We start from the raw sequence: 15,915 nt of genomic DNA, 5'->3' as shown, positions 1-15,915 counted from the left end.
TAACTATTGAAGTCCCGATAATTATCGGGAAGGGCTAGCGTTTTCATGAGACCCTTTGTTATGCAACTTTTACTAATTTTCGTTTTGAAACGTTTAAAGGCAAGGTAAATTTGAAATTACTTCCTTTTCCTTCTTCACTTTCTACCCAAAGATGTCCGTTAAGTTTTTTCACAAACTCCTTACAAATAACCAAACCTAAACCAGAACCCCTTTCGTTCGCAGTACCTGGTAATGTTACATTAGAGGATAAGTTGAAAATTTTATGAATTGTTTCCTCCTTCATACCAACGCCATTGTCGGAAATTGAAATTTCAACTTGGTGTTGATTGGTAGTAGCTACCACATTTATATGTCCACCAGAGTTTGTGAATTTTATTGCATTCGAAATTAAATTTCGCAAAACAGTTCCTAATATATTTTCATCAGTATTTAGTTCAATATCATCCGCTGGGGAATACTGCAAAGAAATGTTTTTAGCTTTTGCAAGTGACATTTTAAGTTCTATTATTTCACTTATTACTTCAGATAGCTTAATTTTTTTCGGGTTGAAACTAAGTTCTCCGGTTTGTGATTTCGCCCAATTTAATAAGTTGTCAAGTAAACCGAGTGTATTTTTAGCGGTTGTATTAATTAAGTCAACATATTCTTTAGATTCAGAATCGTCGGTATCACTTTCATTATGGAAGAATAGTTCAGAAAGGCTTAGGATGTTATTGAATGGACTTCTTAAATCGTGTGCAATAATTGAAAACAACTTGTTTTGTGTTTCGTTCAACGCTTCAAGTTTACGTTTATCCCGTTGAATTATTATATTTTTTCTATGTATTATTTTTTGATCTATTTCCTTTAAAAGCATTATGAAACCTATGGTGACAACACTAATTACAAGGATAGAAATTATTAGAAACCAATTATTGAACGTAGAACTATTGAGGAAAACATAGGGCTCACCTATTTGGTATATATTAAAAGCACGAACGAGTTGGACTATCGAAAAGAGTAGAAGTACAGTACCTATAATAATCGAAAACTTATATCTATTTTTATTTACAAATAGATAAAACGACCCGATCCCAAGGAAAAATGAACAGGAAAGTATACGTATAACACTATTTGTGGTGGAGTTTTCTTCTTCCACCAAAATAGCTGAGTAAAATAGAAAAACAAAAATAATGAATATCCATAATAGGTTTTTACGGATTTTACCATCAAAAGAAATGAGGCCAAACGATGTCAATGCAAAACTAGAAATCAAAAGGAAACTATTAATGCGAAAAGCATGCAAAGGAGGTAAAATATCTCTATTGGCATACACAACAATGGCAATTGTTTGAAACAGAATACCTAGGGCAACTAACAGCAAACACCATTGTTTGTGATGAAAAAAATACTGATAGATGAACAATGCCATAATAAAAAAATTATTAATGGCTAAAAAAAATAATATCGAAGGGTAATCTAGGATCATATTTATGTTATGTATTCTTTTTTTTGTTAAAGATTAGAAAAAAAATCGTCCAATAATCTGTTTTTTTAATGTTTTTTGAAACTTAAATGGATTCATATTAAAGGAATATCTTATAATGTTGATTATGAGTGTAATAGTCAGTATAGGGATTCAAACTTGTCCAGTAACAAGTAACTTGAGGACTACTACCCCTAACTTTGGTGGCCATTGATACTATCAAGAGCATGTCTCATAGATCCAAAGAAAACGCTAAGGTTTACCAAAACTGCATTAATAGCATTTTTTTACTTATAAAATAGTAGTAAGGGATCTTATAAGTTCTACTTAAACAGAAAACCAAAAACCGAATCAATTTGATAGTAGCTCACACCTGCTTCTTTTAATTTATTTACTGCCTTCTGCGCTTCTTTAATAATGTCACCTTTAAATGCCCAGGCATTGATTGCTCCAACCGCCATTATGCCATGCTTTCTAGTCCATTCTTCATCTTCTTTGGATATATTTTTAGAAAACAAATAATAGTCATTAGGGTTAAATCCAGGCTTTAACATATTGTCTTCAAGCTGTTGACGTGTACAACTTAATTTCACTTTCCCAGTGAAGAACGGGGTAGATTCACTTGTTCCGATCATCATGGCGTGTTCTGAAAGTTCATATTTATTTAGTAACGCCACTACCTTCTCAAATAAACCGGCATCAAACCCTTTAATTTTATTATCAACCATCACTTCTAGGTTGCTTTCTTGACAAAACTTTAGAACTTCCTCAAAAGAATGAACTTTATTATCCAAATCACCTTTTAATTCCTGGATTTCATCCCAATTCATTTCCGATACTTTTTTATTTACGCCATAATATCTTTTAAAATCAGGATCATGATGAATAATCAATACACTGTCTTGTGTTATACGCAAGTCAACTTCAACCATCCAATAACCTTCTTCTGAAGCTTTTTTCAATGAAGCTAAACTGTTTTCTGCAGTTTGGTTATCTACCACTCCTCCGCGATGGGCTATGAGATGGTATTTGTTTAGCTTTTCCTGTTTTTTAAGTTGCCCATATATAGGATTAAATAGAAGAAGGAATCCAATTAGGAAAAAGTTATATTTCATTATTGTTGATTTCATTTGATTTTTTTAAGATATTAATATTGCAATTTCTCAATGATTAGGAGTAATTGAAAAAAATAAGGGTCACGGTTTGTTCTCGCCCAATGGCTAAATATATATATTATTATAGGATATAATTTTCATTTTTGTTACCCAATTATTATTGACCATTCATGTGGTCCTAGGTAAATTGGAAATACATCACCTTTTAGAATCGAATTATCACCCCAACCCAAACTCCTCCATCAATCTCCAAATCATTGGATTTATTTTTCTAGCCCGTTGTATATCTTCTCTTTTTGGGATAGGGGTGTACTAGGGGAGATTGAAGTTACCCCTAAATTTGAAGAACAGGTCCGTTAAATCACCACCTTCCTCTAGGTTATAGTACTCTAGCAACGGGCTACCGCTTCATTTAAAACCTTTTGCGGGTAGTTGGGTAGATTTGCCTGACCATGCGCCTATTCCGTCTTGTCAGGGAATAGAATTAGGATATGGTGTTTAAGAGGCTTTAGTGTTTTTTCATTGCGTCTGGCTTTGGATTCAGTGTATTGGCCATATCCCTAGTTTTAAAGCGATAAGGTAATTGTTACTCAATCTTTCAAAGTGGCATAAAACGAAACGTTATAGGCTCATCGATCTAAAGCCAGTGGCACAAAACGAAACGTTATAGGAACCGTTCTCGACCAAAAGTGGCACAGATTGAACCAATATCAGTGGCACAAACCCGACCAATAACACTGGCACATAACGAACCGTTATAAGTTCAACGCTCAGCCAGAAATGGCACAATTTAAACCGATATACCTGGTACAAATCCGATCGATTACACTGGCATAAAACGAACCGAAATACTCAGTAAGCTGGCTTTCCACGTCCTGCTTGGTTTTCCGAAGTTTTAATGCTTGTTCGGAAGTGTGCGGTGGCTGGTGCTAAGCGCAAATGTGTATGGCTTTTAGCGTTGGTGTTATTTTCATCAAGCCTTGAGTGCTTTTTTCAATTCAGCGTAGTGTTTTTCGTCATCTTGTAATTCTATCATAAGGTCAGCGACTGCATTTTCAATATCACAAATGAGGTCACTGTTTCGTATCATTCGATCAATATTATTTGCATGGCTAAAATAATGCAATACCTTCATTATCCTTTTTGACTTTTCTTCTCCCCAAAGTATATCTGCTCGTTGGTCAACCGTTGAGGAACTATTACCTGGTAATCTTGAATAAGTATAAAGTTCAACAAATCGTCTTACTGCATTTGGAATACCCATTAATGTTGAATACTCTCCTTTATCAGCACTTTTATTAAAGTTATAGAGCTCTTCAAATAAGAAATGATATTCAGAAGAATATTGTTGCAGTGATTTTGGTAGCTTTTCAAGTACTGATTCACTTTTATTGATTCTACGAACTTGATAAAAGAACTTTTGAAGAAAGTCTTTTGAAGTAGGTAATTCTTTCAAAAGAGTGAAAAAATCAAAATTATGAGTTGATACAAAAAGTTGTTTGCATTTCAATTTCCAAGCGTCATCATTATTTTGATTACTAAAAAAGAAGCCTTTTAAAATAGCATTCACTTGAAAAATGTGATTACTATCCAAACTGGAAATTGGGTCGTCTATGTAAACTATTGTTTTATCAAAATCTTTATTTTCCTTTAGTTTCGTCAAGAAAAAGGAAAATGCGATCGCTGTCTTTTCCCCTTCACTAAGGTTTTTTGCCTTTGAGTTTTCTCGTTTTAAAGTAAATCTATCCTTATCCGATTCTTTAATAACTTCAACTTTAATTTCATCTCGACCAAGAAATTGAGAAATGTATTTATTGATTTCTTCTCGCCCTTTTTGTGATTGACTAATTTCCGCTTCTAAAACATTTATTTCTGATGTCAAAGCATCATCCAATCTTGTAAAATTTTCAACCCTTAATTTAAAACGGGAGATTTTACTTTCTTTCCTTCCCACTTCAATTGAATCAATAAATTCTGCTGTATAATGCTTCTTTAAAGTTTCAATAGCTTCTGTTTTCGCTGTATCGAATTTATTGGTCTGTGTGGTATTTGATATAATGACTTTGTTGTAGTTCTCTATATCTGCTTCTAATTGAGAAGTGTTGTCATTTACATCTTTTAGTTTTTCAATTTTTTCAAAAGGCTTATCAAATTTAGTTTCAACTATCTTAATAAGGTTTTCAATCTGTCTATTAAACCCCTTTATTATATTCTTTTTTAATACCTCATCTGCCGTATTAAATTCAGTCCATAAATCTTTGTAAAAATCTCCTTTGGTGTAGGTTGGGTTAGATACTTTTGAATTTCTTAAAGTCTCAATAAGTTCAGTGAGTAAAGTTTTGTGATTTTTTAAATCTTCTGAAAAATGAGCTATTAATTCGGTGATTCTGTCTTGCTCTATAGTATTCCCACAAAATTCACAAGAAGACTTCTCCTCATGTATTGGTAATCCTTTTTCAACCCAATTGGCTATTTCTGGATTCTGAACAAAATAATCAATAGTTTTTGACAATTCTGGAACTTGGTTAACAAGTTCTTTCACTATTTTAATATTTTCAGTTAATGTAAGAGTAGGATTGTATTCTGTCAGTACAGGAAGTTTATCAATATCTGATGCCGTTGCGACTGGTAATAATTTGGCAACATCTGCGGTAGATAGCAAGTGAGTCTTGTAATCCGTTTTTATTTGATCAAATAGTGGCTTTATATGAGCTCTTGTATATGCTGATACTAAATATAATGTCGTTTTTATTTGACTTGCTCTATTAGACAAACCATCCAAAATGGCATTGTTTAGATTATCAATTACAGCGCTTACCTCTTTCTTTTTTTCGCTATACTTATTTTGTCTTACACTCTTTTCTATGATTGCCTTTTCTGCCTCAATAGAATCTTCACCTAAAAGAAGAACTTGAATAGGGTCAAAACTTGAACCATCCCATTTTAGATTATTTTTTATGAAATCTGCATTAAACGTTCTGATTGTTCGGTCATCAATACTCTGTTTTTGCTCGGTGAATTTATCTCCACTATGGGTTTCAAGTTCAAATTCTGCCGAACTGTAATCTGGGTTTTTCTCTGTTCTTTCAAAATGTTGAAAAATTCTCGAAATAGTTGTTTTACCTGAATAATTCCAGCCATAAATGATATTCAGATTTGTGAAATCCTGAATGTCTCCGGCTCTTCTATAATTTTGAAAAACACCGAAGTTTTTAATATGGTTTATTCGTTTTATCATAAAATAATTTCAAGTCACATTAATACAAGAACGTTGACAAAAAACAGCTCTTTTGGTTTTTTTAGCGATGGCTCGTGTGTCGGCAAAACCAAATGTGCCGTTTGTGCTGCTGGTTTTTCAGCTTGCTTTCAACGTGTCAATTCACTAACTTGTAACTATAGTTCTATGTTAGCAAACTACAAGTCAACTAGACTAGACCTAAATCCATTTAGCTATCAAATAATTCCTATTAATACAATATTATTTTCAGTGGCGTAAGGAGGGGGATTACTACAACCTAGCATTTGCTATTAACCTTCTAAGGTAACAAATATTTGTTTTGCAATTCTCTAAATCGTTGAAATACAGCAATATCCGTTGTATGTCTATAGGTGATTATTCTGATAATGTTCGTATCACCCGAATAGTATTGAGTTGATTTTTTTATAATGTTATGGAAAGAGCATAAGACCGGAACGCGACCATTATATGTTGACCAATATTAAAAAACACACTAAGGTCCACCTTAAAAGCAGTAGTAATTATTTTGATAGTTTAAGAAGATGCCCTTATTTAAGTAAATCCGAATATTCTTCGGGTAGTTCGGCATCCATATTCGGTGAACATTTGTCAAATGCATCCCTACTGGTATGGCCAGTGATGAGCATTAGTTTGCTCTTGGCATCAAAGGGAGGGGCTTTTATAATTTCCTTATATAATTTGCTAATAAAGGGATGCCTACAACTATATAATCCGTATGCTATATTTAGCCCTAGGGGGCTTCACCTTTTTAAATCTTTTGGAAAATAGTTCCGTTTGTCATTGTGAGAAACATGCCATGCCGCACCAACGCCATAGGGGGTAAACAAATAATGGTTCTTATCTATCTTAGATAGGTCACGTATCTTGGACAACATAATTTCAGGAATAATCTTGATCTTTACAGGGCTATTTTTGGCCTTTACGTTTATCTTTCTATCAGTAAGGTCCAAATCCTCAATTTTTAGCCTACAGACCACTATAGGGCGCAAAAGGTTATCACTGACGAACTGTACGAACAGCATTAATAACGGACCGTTCTTTTCTAGATATTCTGTGAAATCACTTTCTAGTTAGGATGTATAGGATTTATTCCTTTTAGGTACTGATTTTAGAATATTAATGGCTTTACTAAAATTATGTTCTCTCAGTTGATTGTTTTCCAAGGCCTTAAAAAATGAACAGCGATAGGAAAAGTACCCCCTGATCAAATTTATAACCTCAACAATATAGCATCATAAATAATTATAAATATCTTTAAACAGTCTTTCAGATGGGGAGTATTGTAGCTTTAATAGTGGATGGGTTAAAATTTTCAAAACCAGCAAGTAACAAATGAAAATTAAGTATCTCTTTTTATACCTTTTATGTGTGTCTCTACAAAATTGTGGACTACCAAAAAAGAACATATCGGCACCTAAAGTACCAAAATCTGAATTTTATACCATTCAGGATTTTAAAAAGGTCGCTAAAATTGACGCGCACGTCCATATCGACACAAATCGGCCGGAATTCATACAACAGGCTATAGACGATAATTTTCAATTGCTGACTGTCAATTGGGACGACCCAAACGAAACTGCGGATATGGAAGTACAGCAGAAATTTTCGATACGGCAAGTGAAAGCGTTCCCCGAAAATGTGGCCTACGCTACAACATTTTCTGTACGGGACTTCAATGAGCCCCATTGGTTGGAAAGGACCATTGCCTATTTAAAAAATTCTTTAGCTCATGGTGCTATAGCGGTTAAAATATATAAGGTTATAGGGATGGACCTGAAAGATAAAAATGGTGAATGGGTTATGATAGACGACCCTAAGTTCCATCCAATATTGGATTTTATACAGAGTAATAATATTACGGTAATCGGCCATCTCGGTGAACCAAAAAATTGTTGGCTGCCCCTAGACGAGATGACTGTAAACGGGGATAGAAATTATTTCAGAAAGAATCCCGAATATCACATGTTCCTACATCCCGAAGCCCCTTCGTATGAAGATCAGATCAGAGCACGGGACAATATGTTAAGAAAGCATCCAAATTTAAAATTCGTTGGCGCACATTTAGGTAGTCTGGAATGGAGTGTTGATGAACTCTCAAAACGATTGGATGAATTCCCTAATATGGCCGTGGATATGGCCGCACGGATTTCGCAGTTACAGTATCAAACTATGACTAATAGGCAAAAAGTACGGGATTTTATGATTAAGTACCAAGATAGGCTTATATACGGGACCGATTTAAGTGTTGAACCCTCTTCGGACCCGGGAGCGTTGAAGAAACAAATGCACGCGACTTGGAGAAATGACTGGGGTTTTTTTGTTTCTGATGGGGATCTGACGGTCCCAGATTTTGAGGGAACATTTAAAGGATTAAAATTACCCAAACAAGTTATTGAAAAGATCTATTTCAGCAATGCTAATAAGTGGTTTAGGCAGATGTAACATCTAACTACGCAAGTAGGCTAGATCCAATATGTTGATGTTGAGTCAAAATGCGAGCAAAAGTAAGGAATTCATGGTCCATCCAAATGCTACAGATATTAGGGATAGCTTTTTCAACGCCACAAAACCTACTCTGCAGGTCTAGCTTATTGCAAAGTCAAAAAATAGTTATATTTAATCTTCTGAAATCGGTTATATGCAAATACTTAAAAATTTATATCAAACAGGAGGAGACCTCAATGGATTAACCTTCGATTTGCAGGGGGCCTTGTGGAATGACGGAAATTCCTATGTCCTTAAAACGGAAACCGGGTCAATCATGTTTGATTGCGGCTGTGGTAATACCCTCGACCAGATTTTTGCCAACATGAAATACTGGGATTTGGATCCTTATGATATTAAGTATTGTTTGCTCACGCACCCTCATTTTGACCATGCCGGTGCAGCCCATTTGCTTAAAGAAAGAGGTGTACAACTAATTGCAATCAAAGAAACAGCAGATGCCGTCTCTACCGGAGACGAACGTTGTGCGGGATATTTGTACCATAAAGTTTTTAAACCGGTTGAAGTGGATACGATTGTATCAGAAGGCGATATTCTAAATCTATTAGGTATTGAAATCGAGGTTGGTCATTATCCAGGTCATTCCATGGGGTGTACTGCCTTTTCATTCCAGCATGAAAACAAAAAGATTACGGTAAGCGGTGACATTATCGGCACCTTAATGGTGGGTGATTTCGGATGGGACGGCTCAATCGATTTCGACAAAAAAATTTATACCGAATCACTGCGACGGTTCGCCAAGTTAAATCCTGATATCATGCTCCCTGGGCATGGTATGATTTATTTTCATAAACCAAAGTGGCGGGCGGAAGATGCCCTGAATAGTGCCTTGTCTCAATGGAGGTAAGTTTCCTCTGATCTTGTATTCTGACAAGTTAGTTGTTAAATTCATCAAGATATGGAAAGGAATTAATGTCTGAAATGCTTAGGAGTACTCAACTCAGCCAAGGGATAGGCAATTAAAAGGTGAATATTGTATATAAAGATTTTTCGTTAGTAGAAACACGCCACAATAGATACCACTCAAATCGAATTTCCAAAACAGTACGGAGTAGGATTGGAGTTATGATAATTATGACGGACCCCTTATTTTATTGTGTGATATTTTATTAACGACTTCATAGTGATTTTTGGTGATAAATTGAACTACCACACATGCTTGCATACGAGCTAGTTTAGTAAGTAGGACTTTCCTAATTGTATTTGAGTTGCCTCAATATATGGTGTTATTTCCAATTTAGTATGGCAATCTGTTACAAAAGCGACCCATCACTCCAACCCAAACTCCTCCATCAATCTCCTAACCATAGGATTTATTTTCCCAAGCCGTTGTAAATCTTTTTCTTTTGGGATATGCTATTAATTCTATTCTGTTAAGCCTGTTGTAGAATAGGTAATGGTTATTTTCGACCCTAAAGTCACTTTTATATAGTCAGTGTCCTTGTACTATGTGAACCGTAGTTCTATAGACATGGGCTGCTATACAGCTAGCCACTATAGCCATAATTCAGTGCAGGCAGTAGTATCAAATTTTCTACTGTTGTTTGCTTGGCTGATATTGCTTCACCTTTTTTTTTTTTTGCCTTTTTTAAATTAGACACCCAAAAAAGAAACAAGGATGATTAAATGACAAGATTTTTGACTAAATCTATAATCCAAAACTTTTGGTCTGACACCAGATTAGGATGTAAGTACGTTTTTTAAACGTTTTTATAAAAAAATTAGTCCTCCTAATGATTAATAGCAATGCAAATTCTTCCTGTTTTGCCTAAAGATTTCTATGGCACAGCACAAAATAAATTTTATTTTTTCTATAAATGGGATCCAAAACAATAGAGATATGCCTTTTGTAGTGATAGTGTCAACGTTAAATTTGACATCAAAAATGTTGTATAGAAGAAAAAAACCCAAGAGAATAAACTCCTGGGTCTCTTTGTTTACTGGTAGCGAGAACGAGAGTTGAACTCGTGACCTCCGGGTTATGATTTCCTTTAGGGCATTATTAAACTCAATGATACTGGGATACCGCTGCTATTTTATGAAATCGTGCACCAAAACCTGTTCAGTTTTGTATTCACTATGTTAGTAATTATTTAATGTAATTTATAATAAGTTTTGATAACTAGATCTAAAATATTATTTTTTCCAGACTTAACAACTTCCACTCAACATTTCGATTAAATGCTCAATTCATTAAAAAGTCTAGAATAGATGCAGTTAGCTTAAATACTTAGAAATATCTTTAAGAATAACTACGAAAAACTGCTTCCCCTTTTTTAATTCCTCCCTGATTTTTTTAAATGCAATGCGCATTTGACTTTCAACTGTTTTTTCGGAAATATTAAGTCTCAATGCAATTTCCTTGTATTTTAAACCATCTCTTTTATTAAGTAGCAATATTTCTTTGCACTTGGGTGGTAATTCGGCAATTATTAATTTCAATCTTTTTATCTTAATATCAAGGTTACTTTCTTCTTCGATTATATATTCCTTCGCCATGCTATATTTAAGATTATCCAAAATTTTGTTTTTCCGCTTATTTTTTCGGTAAAGGTCTATGAAAGAATTATATGCGGTGGTGAATAGAAAGCTCTTTAATGTAGGACTTTCCAATAGATCAGGGCGTTTTTGCCATAAAGTAATAAAACAATTTTGGACAATGTCCTTAGCTTGTTCCGGATTATTGGTAAGTGTTTTGGTATACGCTAGTAATGGTCCGTATAGTTGCTCAAATGCTATTTTAAAGACATCTTTCTGGTGCTGCATGTATGAAAATTAGTCTCCTTGGTTTATAAGAGGTTAATTATTAAAATTGGCTAGTATGACACAAATATGAAGAATATATTATATTCTTTAAGGGTTTTTTATTTTCTATTCGTTCTAGCTATGAATACGTAATTTAATGAGTTAAAATTTAACAGAAATTAGAATTGAGAAAATTAATAAATAAATATTTAGATGATACCATTGGTGGTATTGAATTGGAGAGACTTAAAGTTTGGTTGGAAAAGGAGAAAAACCAAAGTAAGTTTAAAACCATACTTGAAAACCATTATCATTTGAATTTAGGCTTGCAAGCTGTCGATTTGGAAAAAGAATATTCCTTACTGTTGAATAAGCTTGAAGGTCATAATATAAATAAAAGACGTTCTTATTTTGCATTGTATCAAAGAGCAGCTGTTCTCATGGTGCTGATGGGCCTAGGTTACCTTTTGTATATAACTATTGGAAATTCGAATGAATCCTATACTGATGGAAATTTCATTACCATAAAACAGGAGAATGGAAGTATTCAAGTGATTATGGAGGATGGTAGTGTCGAAATTGTTGATAGCAAGGGTGAAATTATTGGAAGGCAAGATGGAGGTCAGTTGGATTACAAGAATATAGGGTCTGCAAATTCGGGCAATCGTGTGGATGATATTATTGCCTACAACGAATTGGTAGTTCCCAATGGGAAGAAAATGAAATTAATCTTATCGGATAGCACCATAGTCCACATTAATTCAGGTACCTATTTTAAGTATCCAGTTAGATTTGTAAAAAATCGGGATAGGAGGGTGTTTTTGGAGGGTGAAGCCTTTTTTGAAGTGTCAAAATATAAAAACAGCCCCTTTATAGTTAGTGCAAACGAATTAGATATTAGAGTACTGGGTACCAAATTTGATGTTAGCTCCTACGAAAATGATAATACTGTCAGTACTGTACTAGTCGAAGGTTCTGTTGAATTATATTATAGAAATGAAATGCAAGAGAATAAGGATAAATTTTTATTAGCCCCGGGTCAAATCGCTTCATGGCAGAAATCGGAAAACAACATGGCCATCACTGTGGTTGATGTAAAAGAATATACCTCTTGGATTAATGGACAAATTATATTTAGGGTTAGACCTTTTCCAGAAATAATAAAAGTGTTGGAGCGACATTACGATGTATCAATAACCAATAATTATAGTTTTTTAGATGATCAACACTTTTTTGCAAAATTCGACAATGAAACTATAGAACAAGTATTGAGTTATTTTCAGAATAGTACTCCATTCACATATACTAGGATAGGAAATACAATTGTTATAAACCAATCTAAAAAAACAGACGCCTATGATTAAACTTTCTATTTAGCCATCATCTTGGAACCTGAAAAAATAGAGATATAATGTTACATACCTCTATAGTACAAGTTGATTAAATTATTAACCACAATAACCAAACTAGAATATGAAAAAAAATATTTATTTGGGAATACAGCATATATTGTATCCCAATATCAGTTTAAAAATGAAGCTGACCACTCTTTTTTTAATAATTACCTTATTTAGGGTCCAAGCCAACTCCTATGCTCAGGTTGCAAAGATTACTTTGGACCTGCATGCGGTTAGTTTAATGTCAGTATTTGAAGAAATTGAAGCTGGTAGTGAATTTAAATTTTTAGGCAACCAAGATGATATTGACATAAATCGTGTTGTTTCCGTGCACGTTAAAAAGGAAAGAATTGATAAAGTATTGAGCGATTTGTTTTTTGGAACGAACGTTACCTTTAAAATATTAGATCGATAAATTATCCTGAAAAAGGAAGAACAGGACTTACAAATACAGTTTTTTCCAATTCCTAAAATCGACAAAATTGGGAAACCACAGTTTTTAATTAATGGAACTATTATTGACAGTAACGGTACACCACTTTCGGGTGGCAATGTTGTGGAGAAAGGTACAACGAACGGTGTAACCGCTGATTTTGACGGGAAATTTGAAATAGAACTGTCCTCAATAAATCCGGAGTTGGTAGTATCCTATATAGGATTCGCCACTAGACAAATACCGGTTAACGGACAAACAAATTTGACCATAACACTGCAGGAGAGTGCAGCAGGATTGGAAGAGGTTGTAGTGGTTGGGTACGGACAGGTTAAGAAAAGTGACCTAACTGGCTCTGTTTCTTCTATAAAAGGAGAAGCTATTAGTTTACAAGCTGTAGGCAATCCAGTGCAAGCATTGTCTGGTGTATCTACAGGGGTTCAGATTTTGCAAAACTCTGGACAACCTGGTAGTGGTGTGAGTGTTTTGATCAGAGGCGGAAATTCTCTTTTGGGGGGCAACAATCCTTTATATGTTGTTGATGGCTTCCCGATTATTGGAGATCTAAGTTCTATCAATCCCAATGACATATTATCAATTGAGATTTTAAAGGACGCTTCCTCAACAGCAATTTATGGGGCTAGAGGAGCAAATGGAGTAGTTATTGTTTCAACAAAAAAAGGTAAGGAAGGCAAGACCTCGATTGAATATAATGGATATACTGGATTTCAAAAAGTGAATAATACTATTGACATGATAAACGCCAAGGAGTTTGCTACCTTAGCAAATGTTAGGGCATCAAATGATAATATAGCTCCTTATTTTACTAGTGCAGAAATCGCATCTTTTGAAAATGGCACTAATTGGCAAGATGAAATATTTCAGAATGCAGTGATTCAAAATCATTCTATAACTGTTTCAGGAGGAAATGACAAAACAGTATTTAGTGTCTCTGGTAATTATTTTAATCAGGAAGGAATTATTATAAACTCTGGTTATGAATATCTTCAGTTAAGATCAAGCCTTGAACATAAGATTAATTCTAAATGGAAATTTTCTTTTAATAATATATTAAGTAGAAAGAAAAACAATAATATATTCAGTAATAATTCAGAACGAGGATCTGGTGTATTGAGTGGAGCCCTTATTTCTCCACCTACTGTTTCAGTATTCAACAATGATGGTGAATATAGCAATGTTAGACCATATGCCTTTAGTCCGGATATAGTGGAAAATCCTGTTGCTATGGCATTGGAACGGAAGCAATTATCTAGGGAGAATGCATTACTTCTTAATATCATTGCACAGGGTGAAATAACCAAAAATTTAGTTTTATATTCTTCTGTGGGTGTGCAATATGAGAATGTTCGAGGTGATAATTATTCACCATCCATATTTCAGCCTTCGGCTACTGGATCCGCTTCAATTTCTTATAGTGAATTTACGGATATTGTTAACGAGAATTTATTAACTTATTCCAATCAAATTAATAAATCTCATGATTTAAAAGTCATGGGAGGATTAACCTCTCAAAAAACATCAAATCAATCTTTAAGTGCTTCTTCAACTGGATTTTTGTCTGATATTCTAGAGAATAACAGCATTCAAGCAGGTAGTTCTCCCGGCACCCCTGTATCAAGAAGTAGTGATTACTCCATACTTTCAGGTTTAGGAAGATTAAATTACGGATATAAAGGTAAATATCTACTAACAACCAGTATAAGGGCTGATGGATCCTCAGTTTTTGGCAAAGCCAATAAATGGGGTTATTTCCCTTCTGCAGCTTTAGCATGGCGGGTAAGTGAAGAGGGGTTTTTTACAGAAAACGATTTCATTGGTAATCTTAAACTAAGGGCTAGTTGGGGTGAAACTGGGAATACAGCAGTTTCACCATACCAATCGCTCTCCATATTATCCAGTTCTCAAACAGTCTTTGATGATAATATTAATATAGGCTACGCACCAGGAAGTTCAATGCCTAACCCTGATCTAAAATGGGAAACGACAGCCCAAACAGATTTTGGGGTTGACGTTGGCTTATTTCGAAATAAGCTTCAATTTACTTTTGATTATTACCATAAAAAAACTGAAGATTTGCTGGCTTCAATTCCCGTGATTTTATCCTCAGGGTATACCTCCCAAACAACTAATTTGGGTAGTATGGAAAATAAAGGATTTGAAATATCGTTGGATTCAAGGATTTTGGAAGGAGAATTTAGTTGGGATTTAGGTATTAATTATTCATCAAATCGCAATAAGGTTTTGAGTTTGCCTGAAGGCGGGGATATTTTTGGAGTAGGACTTGGTAACGCTCTACCTGCAATGAGCTTGGTGCGTGAAGGCCATCCTGTTGGTGTGTTCTATGGACTTGTTGAAGATGGCCTTACCGATGAAGGGTTAATCAAGTATGTTGATACTGACGGTAATGAAACGATAAACAGTCTGGATAGACAAATTATTGGTGATCCAAACCCGGATTTTATTTTTGGGGTTAATAGTAATACGACTTATAAAAACTTCGGATTAACGGTCTTAGTTAATGGTTCCCAGGGCAATGATATACTAAATTATAATTTGTCTAATGTGGCAGATGGTTTTAGTTTTGGAATTAATCAAATTAGAGATGTTTTGGGTAATTATTGGACGGCAGAGAATCCAGATCCTAATGCAAAATATCCAAAAATAAGTTCTAATACGAGATACCAAGGTTCAGATAGATTTATTGAAGATGGTTCCTATGTTCAGATAAAAAATATCCGGTTGTCATATACTCTTAAAGGAGACACATTTAAATCGTTACCGATTTATAATTCTCAGATATTTATTAATATACAAAATCTGGCCACTTTTACGAATTATTCATTTTATTCACCTACTCTGAACACTCATGGAGGTGGAATTTCTAAAGGGATAGATCAGTTCGGATATCCTGACACAAGGACGTTTATGTTAGGAGTTAGAATTAATTTATAAATAGTTATCACTAAAAATATTAG

Annotated in this window: 10 protein-coding genes; 5 read left to right on the top strand and 5 right to left on the bottom strand. The window is 34.3% G+C overall.

The window, feature by feature from the left end; translation table 11 throughout:
* Nucleotides 1-58 precede the first annotated feature (58 nt).
* The 4 genes from KCTC52924_RS17770 to KCTC52924_RS17755 all read right to left on the bottom strand — a co-directional run bounded on the left by KCTC52924_RS17770 (nt 59) and on the right by KCTC52924_RS17755 (nt 6,861).
* The gene (locus tag KCTC52924_RS17770) at nt 59-1,468 is read right to left on the bottom strand and encodes a sensor histidine kinase KdpD (protein WP_251807706.1); all 1,410 of its coding nucleotides are present in this window, start codon (nt 1,466-1,468) and stop codon (nt 59-61) included.
* Between the two features lie 320 nt (nt 1,469-1,788).
* Nucleotides 1,789-2,595 carry a glycerophosphodiester phosphodiesterase family protein gene (locus tag KCTC52924_RS17765; protein WP_251807705.1) on the bottom strand — a complete coding sequence of 269 codons (807 nt, stop codon included), beginning with the start codon at nt 2,593-2,595 and terminating at the stop codon, nt 1,789-1,791.
* Nucleotides 2,596-3,553: 958 nt separating this feature from the next.
* Nucleotides 3,554-5,818: an AAA family ATPase gene (locus KCTC52924_RS17760; protein WP_251807704.1), complete on the bottom strand. Its 2,265-nt coding sequence runs from the start codon at nt 5,816-5,818 to the stop codon at nt 3,554-3,556.
* A gap of 761 nt (nt 5,819-6,579) precedes the next feature.
* On the bottom strand, nt 6,580-6,861 hold the full coding sequence (locus KCTC52924_RS17755; RefSeq protein ID WP_251807703.1) for a hypothetical protein: 282 nt from the start codon (nt 6,859-6,861) through the stop codon (nt 6,580-6,582).
* A 310-nt stretch (nt 6,862-7,171) separates the two neighbouring features.
* Between KCTC52924_RS17755 and KCTC52924_RS17750 the strand changes: the two genes are divergently transcribed.
* Nucleotides 7,172-8,281 (top strand): amidohydrolase family protein, encoded by a 1,110-nt coding sequence (locus tag KCTC52924_RS17750; RefSeq protein WP_251807702.1) that lies wholly within the window; start codon nt 7,172-7,174, stop codon nt 8,279-8,281.
* 196 nt (nt 8,282-8,477) lie between these two features.
* Entirely contained in the window at nt 8,478-9,191 is a 714-nt protein-coding gene (locus KCTC52924_RS17745) for an MBL fold metallo-hydrolase (protein WP_251807701.1), read from the top strand.
* Nucleotides 9,192-10,561: 1,370 nt separating this feature from the next.
* Here KCTC52924_RS17745 and KCTC52924_RS17740 read toward each other — a convergent pair.
* Nucleotides 10,562-11,110 (bottom strand): RNA polymerase sigma factor, encoded by a 549-nt coding sequence (locus tag KCTC52924_RS17740; RefSeq protein WP_251807700.1) that lies wholly within the window; start codon nt 11,108-11,110, stop codon nt 10,562-10,564.
* A 164-nt stretch (nt 11,111-11,274) separates the two neighbouring features.
* Here KCTC52924_RS17740 and KCTC52924_RS17735 point away from each other — a divergent pair, with 164 nt between their 5' ends.
* The 3 genes from KCTC52924_RS17735 (at nt 11,275) to KCTC52924_RS17725 (ending at nt 15,892) form a co-directional block, all read left to right on the top strand.
* Nucleotides 11,275-12,453, top strand: a complete 1,179-nt coding sequence (locus tag KCTC52924_RS17735; RefSeq protein WP_251807699.1) for a FecR family protein — start codon at nt 11,275-11,277, stop codon at nt 12,451-12,453.
* 109 nt (nt 12,454-12,562) lie between these two features.
* Nucleotides 12,563-12,901 carry an STN domain-containing protein gene (locus KCTC52924_RS17730; RefSeq protein ID WP_251807698.1) on the top strand — a complete coding sequence of 113 codons (339 nt, stop codon included), beginning with the start codon at nt 12,563-12,565 and terminating at the stop codon, nt 12,899-12,901.
* A complete protein-coding gene (locus KCTC52924_RS17725) occupies nt 12,902-15,892 on the top strand; it encodes a TonB-dependent receptor (RefSeq protein ID WP_353057494.1) in 2,991 nt (996 codons plus the stop codon).
* The last annotated feature ends 23 nt before the right edge of the window (nt 15,893-15,915 follow it).

Origin of the sequence: Arenibacter antarcticus (assembly GCF_041320605.1) — a bacterium.
Lineage (GTDB): Bacteria > Bacteroidota > Bacteroidia > Flavobacteriales > Flavobacteriaceae > Arenibacter > Arenibacter antarcticus.
This window is presented reverse-complemented; position numbering and strand designations above follow the sequence as displayed.